The sequence below is a fragment of the Salinibacterium sp. NG253 genome, from assembly GCF_015864945.1.
Classification (GTDB): domain Bacteria; phylum Actinomycetota; class Actinomycetes; order Actinomycetales; family Microbacteriaceae; genus Rhodoglobus.
In genome coordinates, this window is the sequence record NZ_JADYWF010000001.1 from 127,269 (window position 1) to 142,619 (window position 15,351).

General features: G+C 58.9%; 15 protein-coding genes. 13 read left to right on the plus strand and 2 right to left on the minus strand.

Annotated features, from left to right (window positions below; translation table 11 throughout):
- Window positions 1-162: 162 nt before the first annotated feature.
- From ftsZ to dnaE, 7 genes are all read left to right on the plus strand, one after another.
- Window positions 163-1,320, plus strand: coding sequence for a cell division protein FtsZ (gene ftsZ, locus I6E52_RS00650; protein WP_197124901.1), 1,158 nt, complete (start codon window positions 163-165; stop codon window positions 1,318-1,320).
- 5 nt (window positions 1,321-1,325) lie between these two features.
- Window positions 1,326-2,012 (plus strand): YggS family pyridoxal phosphate-dependent enzyme, encoded by a 687-nt coding sequence (locus I6E52_RS00655; RefSeq protein WP_197154223.1) that lies wholly within the window; start codon window positions 1,326-1,328, stop codon window positions 2,010-2,012.
- Window positions 2,013-2,048: 36 nt separating this feature from the next.
- Entirely contained in the window at window positions 2,049-2,510 is a 462-nt protein-coding gene (locus tag I6E52_RS00660) for a cell division protein SepF (protein ID WP_197124897.1), read from the plus strand.
- 44 nt (window positions 2,511-2,554) lie between these two features.
- Window positions 2,555-2,848, plus strand: a complete 294-nt coding sequence (locus tag I6E52_RS00665; RefSeq protein ID WP_197124895.1) for a YggT family protein — start codon at window positions 2,555-2,557, stop codon at window positions 2,846-2,848.
- 126 nt (window positions 2,849-2,974) lie between these two features.
- On the plus strand, window positions 2,975-3,790 hold the full coding sequence (locus tag I6E52_RS00670) for a DivIVA domain-containing protein (protein ID WP_197154225.1): 816 nt from the start codon (window positions 2,975-2,977) through the stop codon (window positions 3,788-3,790).
- 141 nt (window positions 3,791-3,931) lie between these two features.
- A complete protein-coding gene (locus I6E52_RS00675) occupies window positions 3,932-4,852 on the plus strand; it encodes an RluA family pseudouridine synthase (RefSeq protein WP_197154226.1) in 921 nt (306 codons plus the stop codon).
- Between the two features lie 67 nt (window positions 4,853-4,919).
- A complete protein-coding gene (gene dnaE, locus I6E52_RS00680; RefSeq protein ID WP_197124891.1) occupies window positions 4,920-8,438 on the plus strand; it encodes a DNA polymerase III subunit alpha in 3,519 nt (1,172 codons plus the stop codon).
- 16 nt (window positions 8,439-8,454) lie between these two features.
- Here dnaE and I6E52_RS00685 read toward each other — a convergent pair whose 3' ends face one another.
- Window positions 8,455-8,967, minus strand: coding sequence for a flavin reductase family protein (locus I6E52_RS00685; protein ID WP_197154227.1), 513 nt, complete (start codon window positions 8,965-8,967; stop codon window positions 8,455-8,457).
- Between the two features lie 67 nt (window positions 8,968-9,034).
- Here I6E52_RS00685 and hisD point away from each other — a divergent pair, with 67 nt between their 5' ends.
- From hisD to I6E52_RS00700, 3 genes are read left to right on the plus strand one after another with little or no spacing between them, the layout of a single operon-like run.
- Window positions 9,035-10,348: a histidinol dehydrogenase gene (hisD, locus tag I6E52_RS00690; protein WP_197154228.1), complete on the plus strand. Its 1,314-nt coding sequence runs from the start codon at window positions 9,035-9,037 to the stop codon at window positions 10,346-10,348.
- A gap of 20 nt (window positions 10,349-10,368) precedes the next feature.
- Window positions 10,369-10,827 (plus strand): transcriptional regulator NrdR, encoded by a 459-nt coding sequence (nrdR, locus tag I6E52_RS00695; RefSeq protein WP_197124677.1) that lies wholly within the window; start codon window positions 10,369-10,371, stop codon window positions 10,825-10,827.
- A gap of 56 nt (window positions 10,828-10,883) precedes the next feature.
- Window positions 10,884-11,918, plus strand: coding sequence for a quinone-dependent dihydroorotate dehydrogenase (locus tag I6E52_RS00700; protein WP_197154229.1), 1,035 nt, complete (start codon window positions 10,884-10,886; stop codon window positions 11,916-11,918).
- A gap of 32 nt (window positions 11,919-11,950) precedes the next feature.
- On the opposite strand, the gene I6E52_RS00705 is transcribed toward I6E52_RS00700, so the two are convergent.
- Window positions 11,951-12,532 carry a DUF3043 domain-containing protein gene (locus tag I6E52_RS00705; RefSeq protein ID WP_197124886.1) on the minus strand — a complete coding sequence of 194 codons (582 nt, stop codon included), beginning with the start codon at window positions 12,530-12,532 and terminating at the stop codon, window positions 11,951-11,953.
- Between the two features lie 38 nt (window positions 12,533-12,570).
- Here I6E52_RS00705 and I6E52_RS00710 point away from each other — a divergent pair, with 38 nt between their 5' ends.
- The 3 genes from I6E52_RS00710 to coxB all read left to right on the plus strand — a co-directional run bounded on the left by I6E52_RS00710 (window position 12,571) and on the right by coxB (window position 15,350).
- Entirely contained in the window at window positions 12,571-13,989 is a 1,419-nt protein-coding gene (locus I6E52_RS00710; RefSeq protein ID WP_197154230.1) for a dipeptidase, read from the plus strand.
- A 9-nt stretch (window positions 13,990-13,998) separates the two neighbouring features.
- Entirely contained in the window at window positions 13,999-14,355 is a 357-nt protein-coding gene (locus I6E52_RS00715) for an iron-sulfur cluster assembly accessory protein (RefSeq protein ID WP_197135452.1), read from the plus strand.
- A 116-nt stretch (window positions 14,356-14,471) separates the two neighbouring features.
- Complete coding sequence (gene coxB, locus I6E52_RS00720) at window positions 14,472-15,350, plus strand: cytochrome c oxidase subunit II (protein WP_307842301.1); 879 nt, start codon at window positions 14,472-14,474, stop codon at window positions 15,348-15,350.
- Window position 15,351: the final 1 nt, after the last annotated feature.

The window sequence follows — 15,351 nt, forward strand, 5'->3', positions numbered from 1 at the left end:
GAGTGTGCGGCAAGGCCGCTAATTGCCAGAACACTTTCCGACACGCGGCCTGTTGTGCATCCGTGTGGGGTGCTCTCCGCATACTCTCAACAAAAGAAATACATACTGAGCATAACTTTAAACCTCAAGTCGAGGTTGATAGTTTCCAGTGGAGGCCGAAAAGTGACATCAAACCAGAACTACCTCGCAGTCATCAAGGTAGTCGGCATCGGTGGCGGTGGCGTGAACGCTGTCAACCGGATGATCGAGCTCGGCCTGCGAGGCGTCGAGTTTATTGCGATCAATACCGACGCCCAGGCGCTGCTCATGAGCGATGCAGACGTCAAGCTTGACGTCGGTCGCGAACTCACGCGCGGACTTGGAGCCGGCGCCGATCCTGAGGTTGGCCGTCGTGCTGCCGAAGATCACGCCGAAGAGATCGAAGAGGCGCTTGCGGGCGCCGACATGGTCTTTGTTACCGCTGGTGAGGGTGGTGGAACGGGCACCGGTGGTGCTCCCGTCGTCGCCCGCATCGCTAAGTCGATTGGCGCACTCACGATTGGTGTTGTCACGAAGCCGTTCGGCTTCGAGGGCAAGCGCCGTTCGTCTCAGGCGGAGATCGGAGTGGAGACTCTCAAAAATGAGGTTGACACCCTCATCGTCGTTCCCAACGACCGCCTTCTCGAGATCAGCGATCGCGGCATCAGCATGCTCGAAGCGTTCTCAACCGCCGACCAGGTTCTTCTTGCCGGCGTTCAAGGCATCACAGACCTCATTACGACCCCTGGTCTGATCAACCTCGACTTCGCCGACGTCAAGTCGGTCATGCAGGGTGCCGGTTCCGCACTGATGGGTATTGGCTCATCACGCGGGGCCGACCGGGCCATAAAAGCGGCAGAACTTGCTGTGGCATCACCGCTGCTTGAAGCCAGCATCGATGGCGCGCATGGAGTGCTGCTGTCGATCCAGGGTGGATCAAACCTCGGTATCTTCGAGATCAACGACGCCGCTCGCCTCGTTCAAGAAGCTGTTCACCGCGAGGCCAACATCATCTTCGGTGCCGTCATTGACGACACTCTGGGTGACGAGGTTCGTGTCACAGTGATCGCTGCTGGCTTCGACGGTGGGGAACCTTCCGCCAAGCCTGTTGAGGGTCGCCGCACCAACTACGTTGTTCCTGAGCCCCCGGCTGAGCACATCGCAGCAGAGGAAAAGACGCCGAGCAAAGACACCGATTGGAAGTCGCAGCCGAGCGCAGTTCCCGCAACACCGATCGACCGCAGTTTCGATGACGACGACGAGAACGACAACGATCTCGACGTTCCTGACTTCCTGAAATAGGCGCGATGGTCGACCTGACCCCGTTAGGCGAACGACTCGCAGAGGTCGACGACAGGATCGCGGATGCCGCACGCTCGGCATCCCGCGACCTGTCGTCGATTACGCGTATCGTGATCACCAAATTCCATCCGGCGAGCCTCGTTCGAGAGCTGCACGGATTGGGCGTTCGCGACGTCGGTGAGAATCGTCACCAAGAAGCGCAACCCAAAGCGGCCGAGTTGGCTGACCTTGATTTGCACTGGAACTTTGTCGGTCAGTTGCAGAGCAAGAAAGCACGTCAAGTGCGCGCGTACTGCCAAGCGGTGCATTCTGTGGATCGCGATTCCTTGATCACCGCGCTCGCCAGCGACGACGCCGAAAGCGCGCTTGATGTTTTCGTCCAGGTCAACCTCACGGACGATTCCGGTCGCGGTGGGGTAGTGCCAGCCGAACTTGAAGGCTTTGCTGACCGAGTAGCGGCGGCGCCTGGGCTGCGGCTCCGTGGCCTCATGGGTGTCGCGCCACTAGACGGCGACCCGAAGCCTGCCTTCGCCGCTCTGCGGGGTCTGTCCGAGCGCGTCCAGCTGAACCATCCAGAGGCCGCAGCGCTGTCTATGGGCATGTCAGGAGACTTCGCCGAGGCTATTGCTGAAGGCGCGACACACCTACGAATTGGCACGGCAATCACGGGAAAACGACCCGACCATGGTTAATCTCGAAGCAGAAGCTTCACCATTCGGAGGATTATCATGGCCAACCCACTGCGCAAGACAATGGTCTACCTCGGCCTCGCCGATGAGGACTACGAGTACGAGCAGGGACCAGCCGCGCCGGTTGCCCCTGTTGCAGCAGCACCCGCACCAGCGAGTTCTAACCGTGCCCCGGTTACGCCGTTGCGTCGCGCTGCACCCAGCACTGCGGAGGCAGAGATGAATGAGATTTTGACGGTGCACCCGCGCCAGTACAAGGATGCCCAGCTCATCGCTGAGAACTTCCGCGAGGGTATCCCCGTAATCATCAACCTGTCACAGATGAGCGAGCCGGATGCTCGCCGTCTCGTGGACTTCGCCAGTGGACTCTCGCAGGGTCTCTACGGCAAGATCGAGCGCGTCACCAGCAAGGTCTTCTTGCTCTCTCCGGCACACGTTGCTGTGAGCGGCGAACAGGCCGAAGTTGAGTCTGACGTTGACGCTTCCTTCTTCGCTCAGTAGCCGCACTGCACGGCGGGCAATGTGAAGCCCGCTAATCTAGAGGGGTGAATCCCGTTTCTGTTATCGCCCTGGTGGCTTATTACGCCATCACTTTGTTCATGTTCGCGATGTGGGCTCGGTTCATTCTCGACCTCGTTGTCGTCTTCGCTCGAGGATGGCGCCCGAGCGGCGTTGGGCTGGTTCTTTCTGAGCTTGTGTACACCATTACTGATCCTCCGATCAAAGCGGTCCGCAAAGTTGTCCCGATGATTCGAATCGGCAACGGAGCGCTCGATTTATCGTGGATGCTGGTCATGCTCGTATGCATCATCCTTACCTCCATTTTGCGGGGCTTTTAGAACTGGCCGCTGCAGATGTAGTCTTATCGGAGAGCATGCGGCAACTAATCAGGTTTCGTTACTACGATGTGATGCGAACGTTGAACGTTGTGTATACGTTGAAAGAAAGTGTTAGAGGTGGCGGAAATGGCTTTGACTCCAGAAGACGTGGTCAACAAGCGGTTTGAATCAACAAAATTCCGCGAGGGATACGACCAAGATGATGTCGATGACTTCCTCGATGAGGTTGTTGTTGAGTTGCGCCGTCTTAACCAAGAGAACGACGAGCTTCGTCAGCGTTTGAGCGCTGCAGAGGCTCGTGCAACTGAACTTCAGCAGAATGCGAGCAGCGCTCCTGCTGCTGCTGCTCCTGCAGCGATTGCCGCTCCGGCACCCGCCGCCATCGAAAGCGCGCCAGCTCCTGCTGCACCCGCTGCGATAGAGCCGGCCTCGTCGGTCCTAGACGACGCGAGCAGCACCAATAATCTTCTTCAGCTTGCACGGCGCCTGCACGAAGAGCACGTCCGTGAGGGCGTTCAGAAGCGTGACGCTCTTATTGCTGAGGGTCAGGCATCCGCTGCTGAAATCCTCGCTGAGGGCAAGGCATCTGCCGCCGAGGTCGTCGCTGCCAGCAAGGCCACAGCCGCAGAACTCGTTGCTGAGGCTGAAGCGCAGCAGCGCGAGCAGATCGGCACTCTCGAACGCGAACGTGAAGCTCTTGAGGGTCGCATCGAGTCGCTCCGCAGCTTCGAGCGTGAGTACCGTGAGAAGCTCAAGAGCTACATTGAGGGCCAGCTTCACGAACTCGATTCTTCGAGTCTCGTCACCGCTGGTGGTTCCTCAGCTCAGCAGGGCCACGCTCCGGCGTCGCAGCCTTCTGGTCACTTGACTCCGGAAGACTTCTCTGCGCCCCAGTCGGCACAGCAGCCTCCCGCCAGCTTCTCGGGATTCTCCGGTAGCTAGTTTTTCTGCAATGGCCGTCAGTCGGTCGGTGAGAGCTTCGGCTCCGCCGCCGCTGGCGGCTTTTGCCGTGTTCGCACCTAACCCAGCCAGGCTGGGGGAGTGCGACACGTCCGTTTAAGCGCATCACTATCAAGGAGCATCATGGAAACCCGAAGCTTGCCGGTTCCTGAGGGCCTTGCGGGGCAGCGCGTCGACGCAGCTCTCGCCAAACTACTGGGTTTCTCTCGCACCTTCGCCGCTGAGGTAGCCGCAGGCGGCGGGGTGACGATGGATGGTGTTGCCGTCGGTAAGTCTGACCGCCTTGTTGATGGTTCCTGGCTCGAAGTATCGTGGGTTTCCAAGACCGAGCCTCAGATCGTTCCCGTAGTTCTTGACTCTCTTGGCATCATCTACGACGACGAGCACATTGTTGTGGTCGATAAGCCAGCGGGAGTGGCCGCCCACCCTTCAATTGGCTGGGATGGCGTTACGGTGCTTGGCGCACTAGCCGGTGCGGGCTACCGCATTTCGACCTCGGGCGCTGCGGAGCGTGCCGGAGTCGTTCACCGTCTGGATGCTGGAACAAGTGGTCTGATGGTCGTCGCGAAGTCTGAGCTTGCCTACACCGAACTCAAGCGTGCATTCCATGACCGTGAGGTCAGCAAGATCTATCACTCTGTCGTGCAGGGGCACCCTGACCCGCTCGCCGGCACCATCGATGCGCCGATCGGGCGTCATCCGGGCTCCAGTTGGAAGTTCGCAGTGGTCTCGGGCGGCAAAGACTCGATTACCCACTACGAAACCTTAGAAGCGTTCCCGTCTGCTGCTCTGGTTGAGGTGCACCTTGAGACAGGGCGCACGCATCAGATCCGTGTTCATATGGCCGCGCAACGGCATCCCTGTGTCGGGGACACCATGTACGGCGCAGACCCGACGATTTCGGCGCGGCTGGGGCTAACCCGCCAGTGGCTGCATGCCCACAAGCTCGGTTTCGCGCATCCCGCAACGGGCGAACAAGTCTCGTTCGAGTCGCCGTATCCGGCTGACCTTCACTCAGCACTTGAGGTGCTTCGAGCCGACTAGGGCGCGTCAGTTATAGTCTCATCGGCTCGCTGGCTTAGGCTAGATTTCGAAAGAATTCGGAGTGTCTTTGGCTGCCAATAACGACTCGTTTGTGCATTTGCACGTTCATAGTGAGTACTCGATGCTCGACGGAGCGGCTCGCGTCGGTCCGCTCTTGGATGCCGCTGTTGAGCAGGGCATGCCCGCGATCGCCATCACTGACCATGGCAACATGTTCGGCGCTTACGACTTCTGGAAACAGGCGACAGCCCGCGGTATCAAGCCCATTATCGGCACAGAGGCATACGTCACCCCCGGCACGTCGCGAAGAGATAAGACGCGGGTGCGTTGGGGCGGTAGCCACCAGACTCGTGATGACGTCGGTGGTAGTGGTGCATACACCCACATGACGTTGCTTGCCCAGAACAACGAAGGCATGCACAACCTCTTTCGGCTGTCGTCACGAGCATCTATTGAAGGTTTTTATTTCAAGCCTCGAATGGACCGCGAGCTTCTGAGCGAGTACTCCAAAGGCATAACCGCCACAACAGGCTGTGTCGGTGGCGAGGTCCAGACGAAGCTCCGCTTGGGACTATACGACGAGGCGAAAATCGCCGCGGCTGAGTTCCAAGACATTTTCGGCAAAGAAAACTTTTTCGCCGAAATCATGGATCACGGCATCGATATCGAGCGCCGCACAATGCTCGATCTCCTGAAGCTCGCTAAAGAGCTCGATATGCCTCTGCTAGCGACGAACGACTTGCATTACACGCACGCTCACGATGCCACGGCGCACGCCGCGCTCCTGTGCGTGCAATCAGCATCGACGCTCGACGACCCCAACCGGTTCAAGTTCGACTCGAATGAGTTCTATCTCAAAACTGCTGCGGAGATGCGGTCACTGTTCCGCGAGCATCCTGAAGCCTGCGACAACACACTGCTCATCGCCGAGCGCAGTGAAATCAGCTTCGAGGGCCGCGACCTCATGCCTCGCTTCCCCGTTCCCGAGGGGGAGACCGAAGCGACCTGGTTCGAAAAAGAAGTCGCCCGTGGCATGAACAAACGGTTCAATAACGCACCGTCTGACGCGCACCTTGCGCAAGCCAAGTACGAGGTCGATGTCATTCAGCAGATGGGGTTCCCCGGCTACTTCTTGGTGGTCGCAGACTTCATTGAATGGGCTAAGTCGCAGGGCATTCGCGTAGGACCGGGGCGCGGATCTGCTGCTGGGTCGATGGCATCCTATGCCGTGGGAATCACGGAGCTAGACCCTCTTGCCCACGGACTAATTTTCGAGCGCTTCCTCAACCCTGAGCGCGTATCGATGCCCGACGTCGACGTCGACTTTGACGACCGGCGCCGTGGTGAAGTCATCCGTTATGTCACCGACAAGTACGGCGACGACCGCGTGGCCCAAATCGTCACCTACGGAACGATCAAAGCTAAACAAGCTCTCAAAGACTCGGCTCGCGTGCTCGGAATGCCGTACTCGGTCGGCGAGAAGCTGACGAAGGCGATGCCCCCAGCCATCATGGGAAAAGACATTTCCCTCGGAGATGTGCGCAACAAAGATGCGGCACGCTACAAAGAAGCCGCCGACATCCGCGGCATCTTGGACACCGATCACGAAGCTGCGAAAGTCTTTGAAACCGCGGTTGGTCTTGAAGGACTGAAACGGCAGTGGGGCGTTCACGCTGCCGGCGTCGTGCTGTCCGCCGAACCCTTGCTCGATGTGTTGCCCATCATGCGCCGCGAAGATGACGGCGCAATCATTACCCAGTTCGATCAGCCGCCGTTGGAGAGTCTGGGCCTGATCAAGATGGACTTCTTGGGTCTTCGAAACCTCACGGTGATCGAAGACGCGCTCAAAATGATCGAAGCCAATACTGGCTCACCCCTGATCATTGAAGACCTCGATCTCGATGCCGACCAGAAGACGTACGATCTGCTGGCGCGAGGTGACACTCTTGGGGTATTCCAGCTCGACGGTGGCCCCATGCGTGCGCTGCTCAAGCAACTGAAACCCACCAACTTCGAAGATATTTCGGCCGTGATTGCCCTGTACCGCCCGGGCCCCATGGGAATGAACTCGCATACCAAGTACGCGCTGCGCAAGAACGGCTTGGAAGAGATCGACGCGATCCACGCCGAACTTGAAGAGCCGCTGAAGGATATTCTCGGCACGACCTTCGGCCTCATCGTGTACCAAGAGCAAGTGATGTCGGTGGCTCAGAAGGTCGCAGGCTTCACCCTCGGACAAGCCGACGTTTTGCGTCGAGCGATGGGTAAGAAGAAGAAGGAAGAACTCGACAAGCAGTTCCTCGGCTTCGAGACCGGAATGCTCGACAACGGCTTCAGCAAAGAGGCCGTAAAGGTCCTCTGGGAAACCCTGATGCCCTTTGCTGATTACGCCTTCAACAAGGCGCACAGCGCCGGATATGGCGTGCTCAGCTACTGGACGGCGTATCTCAAAGCAAACTATCCGGCCGAATACATGGCAGCGCTGCTGACCAGCGTCGGTGACTCCAAAGACAAGCTCGGAATGTATCTGAGCGAGTGCCGTCGCATGGGCATCAAGGTTCTCGCCCCCGACGTTAACGAGTCGACCGTCAACTTCACCGCTGTGGCCGGCGACATTCGTTTCGGCCTTGGCGCCGTGCGCAACGTCGGTGCTGCCGTCGTGGAGCAAATCGTTCGCGCGCGCACCGACAAAGGACGTTTCGAGTCGTTCCACGACTTCCTGCGGAAGGTGTCGATCCAAGTCGCGAATAAGCGAACCGTCGAGTCACTGATCAAATCTGGGGCCTTTGACTCGCTCGGAGCGACGCGTCGCGGTCTATTGGAGATCCACGAAGACGCGTGTGATTCCGCCGTTAGTCTCAAACGCAACGAAGCCAACGGTCAGGTGGACCTCTTTGGCGGCATTTTCGACTTCAACGAAGACGAAGATGGCGTTCCGGAACGGCCCGAGTGGTCAAAGCGCGACAAGCTCGCCTTCGAGCGCGAAATGTTGGGTCTCTACGTTTCTGACCATCCGCTGTCGGGCCTTGAGATCCAGCTGGCAAAACATCAAGACTTTACGATCACCGAAGTGCTTTCGGGCGATGTGGTGTCGGATGGCGAGCATGTCTCGATCGCTGGGCTAGTGACGAGTGTGCAACACCGGGTCGCTCGCAATAGTGGCAACCAGTACGGAATTGTCACCGTCGAAGACTTTGCCGGCGAGATCGATGTCATGTTCCTGGGCAAGACGTACCAAGAGTTTGCGCCGGGGCTAGTCAATGACTCAATTGTGGTGGTTCGTGGTCGAGCTAGTGCTCGAGACGACGGAATGAACTTGCATGCTGTGAGCATGTTCTCGCCCGACCTTGGGGCGAGTTTGGGATCAGGTCCGATCGTTCTGACGCTGAAGGAACAGCGAGCCACGACCGACGTAGTCTCGGGACTCGGTGAGGTTCTCATCCGTCATTCCGGCACTATCGAGGTACGACTACGACTAGTGCGTGATGATGTCGCTCGGGTCTTTGAATTGCCGTACCGGGTGAAGGTCTCAGCGGATCTTTACGGAGAGCTGAAGTCGTTGCTCGGACCAGGCTGCCTCGGTTAGAGGCGTGCGTGACGAGTTAGTTCTCGTCGTCCGTTAGCTCAACCGGGCGCATATAGGTGCGCTCGTGGTAGAGCAGCGCTTCGTCTTCCGCTCCAAGCGTGCCGTGGTCAATTTCGACGACGACGACAGCGTTGTTGTGCACGGGATGAACGTCAACGATGTGTCCGATCGCGATGGCGGTCGCTTCCTCAAGCAACGGCAGGCCCTTCTCGCCGGCGTGCCAGTGATCGCCCACGAATCGCAGCTCGTGATCGGCTGCCATCTTCTCGGCAAGGTGACGGCTACGTGGGCCGAGCATATGGATGGCGACCTTGTTGCCAACGGTGATGGCTGGCCACGAGCTGGAGACTTGCGCCATGTTGAACGTAGCAAGCGGTGGCACCGCAGCGAGTGAGGCGAGAGACGTGGCGGTAAAGCCAACTGGATGCCCGTCGGGTGCCAGCGATGTGATCACGGCAACGCCGGCCGCGTGTCGTCTGAAGGCACCTTTGAAGGCGTCGATTCCGTCTGCTGCTTCTGAATTTTCCATGTGCTTACTACAACCCTAATTGGCTTGGGCGAATTCCTTGCAGATAACGAACTAGCATGGTTGAGCCATGTCACTGAATACTATTGATCTTCGGTCCACCGCTCTAAGCCGTGCGGAACTTTCTCGTGTCATCCCGCGCGCCGAGATGGACGTGTCTATCGCGTCCGCTACAGCCATCCAACTCATTGAGGATGTGCGGGAGCATGGCGAGCAAGCACTGCTCGACCAGGCCGAGCGTCTCGATGGCGTTCTTCCTGAGCGTGTGCGCATTCATGCGGATGAGATCACGCGCGCCACGCGGGCGCTCGAACCTGCCGTGCGTGAGGCTCTCGAACTTGCCATCGATCGCGTGCGCACCGCGAGCAAAGCGCAAGTACCTCCGGCGATGATGACTCAGCTGGGCGACGGTGCTGAAATTATTCAGCGCTGGCAGCCTGTCAACCGTGTAGGTCTGTATGTTCCCGGCGGTAAAGCTGTGTACCCGTCGAGCGTGATCATGAATGTCGTTCCGGCCCAAGTAGCCGGTGTCTCGTCGGTGGCGCTTGCTTCTCCGCCGCAACGCGCGTTCGGTGGAGCAGTCCACCCGACGATCCTCGGTGCAGCCGGTCTGCTTGGCGTTGATGAGGTTTATGCGATGGGCGGTGCCGGTGCGATCGGCGCGTTTGCCTATGGTGTTCAAGAATTGGGGCTGGACCCTGTCGACATCATCACCGGTCCGGGAAACGTCTACGTTGCCGCGGCCAAGCGTGCCGTGCGTGGCGTGGTGGGTATCGATTCCGAAGCTGGTCCCACCGAGATCCTGATCATTGCCGATGCTTCGGCTGATCCTCGGCTCGTTGCTGCCGACTTGCTCAGTCAGGCCGAGCACGATGAACTTGCAGCTGCCGTGCTCGTCACAGATTCCGAAGAACTTGCGGATGCTGTGCGCACGCACTTGGCCGAGCAACTGGCCGTGACGCCACACTCTCAGCGCGCGAGCGTTGCTCTCGCCGGTCAGCAGTCTGCAATCGTCTTGGTGAGCGATATGGCGGCCGCTGCCGCGCTCAGCAATGCGTATGGCCCGGAGCACCTCGAGATTCAGACGGAAGAGTTTGGCGCTGTGCTCGACATGGTCGATAACGCCGGAGCAATTTTCTTGGGTGACCAGTCACCCGTGAGCTTGGGCGACTACCTCGCTGGCTCGAATCACGTGCTCCCCACCGGCGGTCAGTCACGCTTCTCTTCAGGGCTGGGGGCATACACCTTCCTTCGCCCGCAGCAGATCATTCGCTACAGTCACGATGCTCTTCGCGAGCTCGAACCGCACATTGTGGCGTTGAGCTCTGCTGAAGATCTTCCTGCCCACGGTTCGGCTGTGAGTGAACGGTTCCGCGACCGCTAACCGGGTACTCTTGAGGCACTATGTATTGCCCTTTTTGTAGGCATCCTGACAGCAGGGTTGTTGATTCGCGCACCAGCGATGATGGTCTTTCGATCCGTCGCCGCCGGCAGTGCCCCGAGTGTGGCCGTCGTTTCTCGACCACCGAAACCGCGTCGTTGAATGTCATCAAGCGCAACGGTGTTGTGGAATCTTTCAGCCGCGAGAAAATTGTGAGTGGCGTGCGCAAAGCGTGCCAGGGACGACCTGTCACAGACACCGACCTCGCTGTGCTCGCACAGAAGGTTGAAGAAGCCATTCGTGCGACCGGCGCCGCTCAGATCGACGCCAACGAGATCGGCCTAGCGATTCTTTCGCCGCTACGCGATCTCGACGAGGTCGCCTATTTGCGCTTCGCCAGCGTGTATCAGGCGTTTGATTCGCTCGACGATTTCGATGCCGCGATTAGCCAATTGCGGTTGGATCACGGCACCGCCTCCTAACTGAACCATCCGGTTTCGCTGTATCCCGCCTTCTATCGTTGAGAGCACCGTTCGCTATGTACGACTTCTTTTTCCGCACTGTTCTTAAGCGGCTTGATCCCGAGTTTGCGCATTCGCTCGCCTTTTCGGTGATCAAGGCACTTCCGGTCATCGGTGTGGGAAAGCTGGTGCAAGGTCCGGCTGATCCCGCGCTCGAGGTGAAGACTCTGGGACTCACGTTTAGTTCACCGTTCGGCGTGGCTGCAGGCTTTGACAAGTCGGGCGCTGGCATCCAGGGTCTCGGGCAACTGGGCTTCAGCCATGTTGAGGTAGGCACGATTACGGCCCTTCCTCAGCCGGGCAATCCCAAGCCGCGGTTATTCCGGCTTGTCGCCGATCGTGGCGTCATCAACCGTATGGGCTTCAATAACGCGGGAGCGTCCAAGGCTTCGATGGTGATTGAGCGAGCACGCAGGCGTGCCGGGCGTCCCATCATTGGTATCAACATTGGCAAGTCGCGCGTTGTCGCCGTCGAGGATGCCGTCGCGGACTATCTCACGAGCACTCGCGCCCTCGCGCCGCTTGCGGACTACTTGGTAGTTAACGTGAGTTCGCCCAACACCCCGGGGCTGCGCGGTCTCCAAGAGATTGACAAGCTCAAGCCGTTGTTGGTCGCGGTGAAGTCGGCTGCCGGCCACACGCCCGTGCTGGTCAAGATTGCCCCTGATGTTGCCGATGACGAGGCTCGGGCCATCGCTCAGCTTGCGGTCGACGAACTCGACGGCATCATCGCCACCAACACAACACTGTCGCGGGAAGGCCTTGCGACCCCTGCCGACGTCGTTGAGGCAGCCGGAGCCGGGGGAGTGTCTGGCAAGCCTGTCGCTGCTCGCTCGCTCGAACTATTGCGAGTCATCCGCAGTGTTGTGCCCGCCGATTTCTGCGTAATTTCAGTGGGTGGAGTCGAAACGGCTGCGGATGTCGCTGAGCGTCTCCGCGAGGGGGCGACACTCGTTCAGGGCTACACAGGCTTCATCTATCGCGGCCCGTTCTGGGCGCGCTCAATCAATCGCGGTCTATCGAAACTGTTTCGCGCAGAGAACGCCGCATAGCCGATTCCCTAAGGAACCGGCCGGCCTTGCGACTAGCTCGGGAACTGGCCGCGCTTAACCTGAGGCTTCGGCAAACGCATGATGCGCAGCTGAAGCGAACGCATCGCGGCGTACCAGCGCACGCGCTCGGCGCGAGACTCACCAAATTTGGCGTTGATCAGTTTGCGCAAGCGCAATCCGAGTAGAACGGCGTCGATTGCGGCGATGATGAAGAAGCCCCACAGGAAGAGCAAGCCGAGGGCTTGAATCGTGGGGTCGTTGATGAACGTGAGGATAATCACGGCGAACATCACGGGGACAAGCAACTCGCCCACGTTGAAACGTGCGTCAACGTAGTCGCGCACGAAACGCTTCTGCGGACCGCGGTCGCGGATCGGCAGGTATTTTTCTTCACCGTTCGCCATACCCACGCGAGCTCGTTCACGTTCGACCTGCATTTGAGCCCGCGCTGTGCGCTTAGCTTCTTTGCGGTCGTTGGAGACGAGCGGGCGCAGGTTTGCCGCTTCTCGCTCTTTGCGTGTGGGGGTGGGGCGACCCTTGCCTGAACTGGCGCTGTCGTTCGCGTCGGAGTTCTCAGGATTGGGGGTGTTTTCGGTAGAAGATGCTTTTGCCACGGGGTTCCTTGCGTTGGTGTCGATCTAAGATTACTCGTATGACTCACACGCCGCAGCCGACGTCAGCGTCGACGACTCCCGATCCTTTACTCGTTGCTCTTACTGAGGCTGTTGACGGCGCTTTGCCTGCCACGATTGCGGAGTTGTCAACGTTGGTTCGCATCCCGTCAGTGTCGTGGGACGGCTTCGATTCAGATCAGGTCGCTCGTAGTGCTGAAGCTGCGCGAGCGTTGATCGACGGCATTGGAGTTTTCGACACCGTTGAGCTGGCTCAGGCGCCGATTGATGGCGACACGCTCGGGCATCCGGCTGTGCTTGCCACGCGCAAGGCGAAGAACGGAAAGCCCACCATTCTCTTGTATGCGCACCATGATGTGCAGCCTCCTGGTCAGGATGCCGATTGGGATTCGCCTCCCTTCGAGCCGACAGTGCGCGGTGATCGTCTCTACGGTCGCGGCGCGGCTGATGACAAGGCGGGGATCATGGCGCATGTTGCGGCCATCCGCGCTTTCGTTGACACCGTCGGGCCCGATTTTGATCTCGGCCTTGTTGCTTTCTTCGAGGGCGAAGAGGAGTTTGGTTCGCGATCGTTTGCTAACTTCATCGTTCAGAACCGCGACAAGCTCGCGGCTGATGTGATCGTGGTTGCGGACTCCGACAATTGGGATGTGAACACGCCGTCGCTCACGGTTGGCCTCCGCGGCAACGTGACCTTCAAGCTCAAGGTGTCCACGTTGGCGCATGCCTCTCACTCGGGAATGTTCGGGGGAGCGGTTCCGGATGCGATGCTCGCTGCTATCAAGTTGCTCGCGACGCTCCATGACGAGAACGGTGCTGTGGCCGTTGACGGGCTCACGAGTCGCGAATCCGAGACGCCGGAGTTCAGCGAAGAGAAACTCCGCCACGAAGCGGGGCTGCTGGAGGGAGTCACGTCGGTGGGCACCGGCAGCGTGCTGAGCAGGCTGTGGGACAAGCCGGCCATCACTGTTACCGGCATCGACGCACCCAGCGTCCAGAACGCCTCAAACACTCTGGCACCCACCGTCACGGTCAAGGTGAGTGCTCGTATCGCGCCAGGGCAAGATGCGGAGGTGGCGTACGAGGCTCTTCGCAGCCACCTAGTCGCCCATGCGCCGTTCGGTGCGCATCTCGAGCTCTCCGATATCGACACGGGCAGCCCGTTCCTCGTCGACACCAGCGGTTGGGCGGTCGACGTCGTCAAGTCCGCCATGCGTGAGGCGTGGGGAAATGAACCGTTGGAGACAGGAATCGGCGGCTCCATCCCGTTCATTTCAGATCTTGTCGAAGTTTTCCCGGAAGCCCAGATTTTGGTGACCGGTGTTGAAGACCCAGAGTCGCGAGCACACAGCCCCAATGAGTCCCTTCATCTCGGCGTTTTCAAGCGGGCTATCCTCACCGAGGCGCTGCTGCTCGCAAAGTTGGAACGTCGGGCGTAGAATTACGTCATGACTGAATCCGCTGTTGAAACTGCCACCCACGGGGTCGCGCTCACGGAGGCTGCCTCGAACAAGGTTCGTAGCCTCATGTCGCAAGAGGGTCGTGACGACCTACGTCTGCGATTGGCTGTGCAGCCGGGCGGATGCTCGGGACTCATCTATCAGCTCTACTTCGACGAGCGCATCCTGGACGGCGACGTTAGCCGTGATTTCGGCGACGGTGTCGAGGTTGTTGTTGACAAGATGAGTGTTCCGTACCTCGAGGGTGCGAGCATCGACTTCGAAGACACGATCGAGAAGCAGGGGTTCACTATTGACAACCCCAACGCCGAAGGCAGCTGTGCCTGTGGCGACAGTTTTCACTAATTTCATAGCAATTTTTTGAGAAGGTGCGCCGATTCGGTGCACCTTTTCGCTTGTGCGGGGCGAGCCGGTAATCACTACCCCCTCTCGCTGCATATACACTGGAAAGGTATTAGTCCGTGTTCTTCGAGAGGTCACAGGTGCGCTCTAACCGCCGAATTCGATTGGCAGCGATTCCACTCGCTCTGGTTACGATGTTGGTCCTGACCGGCTGTACTCAGGACCAGTTGCAGGGATATCTGCCAGGAAGTCCAGACACTACCAACCACACGAGTAGCGTGATTGGCCTCTGGGTCACATCATGGATCGTTCTTCTGGTCGTTGGTGTCATCACGTGGGGCCTCATCATCTGGGCCGCAGTTGTTTACCGTCGTCGCCGCGGACAGACCGGCCTTCCGGTCCAGCTGCGCTACAACATGCCGATCGAGATTTTCTACACGGTTGTGCCGCTGATCTTGGTTCTTGGCTTCTTTGCCTTCACCGCGCGTGACCAGGCGGCTATTGAAGCTGTTGAAGTCAACCCGGATGTCCAGATTGAGGTCATCGGCAAGCGCTGGGCGTGGGACTTCAACTACGTTGACGAAAACGTCTACAGCCCCGGTGTTCAAGCAGACTTCAACCCCGATGGCACCATCAACGTTGACTCGCTGCCGCAACTCGTTCTGCCTGTCGATAAGAAGGTCGAGATCAAGGTTGAGGCGCGCGACGTTGCTCACTCTTTCTGGGTCGTGGACTTCTTGTACAAGAAGGACATGCTGCCTGGCAAGACCAACTACATGTACTTCATCCCGACCAAGGAAGGCACCTACCAGGGCAAGTGCGCTGAGCTGTGTGGTGAATACCACTCGCTCATGCTCTTCACCGTGAAGGTCGTCTCCGAGGCCGAATACGAGGACTACATCGACGCCCAGCGTGCTGCTGGCTTCGAGGGTCAACTCGGTCTTGATTACAACGTGAACCAGAACTTGCCCGGCAACGGCAGCAGCGACGAGGAATAGG

Bases quoted from the DNA above. Each gene is read 5' to 3' on its own strand.
- I6E52_RS00655 (WP_197154223.1), top strand. From the start codon at position 1,326: ATGGTCGACCTGACCCCGTTAGGCGAACGACTCGCAGAGGTCGACGAC.
- I6E52_RS00685 (WP_197154227.1), bottom strand. From the start codon at position 8,967: ATGGAAAATTCAGAAGCAGCAGACGGAATCGACGCCTTCAAAGGTGCC.
- I6E52_RS00670 (WP_197154225.1), top strand. From the start codon at position 2,975: ATGGCTTTGACTCCAGAAGACGTGGTCAACAAGCGGTTTGAATCAACA.
- I6E52_RS00710 (WP_197154230.1), top strand. From the start codon at position 12,571: ATGACTCACACGCCGCAGCCGACGTCAGCGTCGACGACTCCCGATCCT.
- I6E52_RS00700 (WP_197154229.1), top strand. From the start codon at position 10,884: ATGTACGACTTCTTTTTCCGCACTGTTCTTAAGCGGCTTGATCCCGAG.
- hisD (WP_197154228.1), top strand. From the start codon at position 9,035: ATGTCACTGAATACTATTGATCTTCGGTCCACCGCTCTAAGCCGTGCG.
- I6E52_RS00675 (WP_197154226.1), top strand. From the start codon at position 3,932: ATGGAAACCCGAAGCTTGCCGGTTCCTGAGGGCCTTGCGGGGCAGCGC.
- nrdR (WP_197124677.1), top strand. From the start codon at position 10,369: ATGTATTGCCCTTTTTGTAGGCATCCTGACAGCAGGGTTGTTGATTCG.
- I6E52_RS00715 (WP_197135452.1), top strand. From the start codon at position 13,999: ATGACTGAATCCGCTGTTGAAACTGCCACCCACGGGGTCGCGCTCACG.
- I6E52_RS00660 (WP_197124897.1), top strand. From the start codon at position 2,049: ATGGCCAACCCACTGCGCAAGACAATGGTCTACCTCGGCCTCGCCGAT.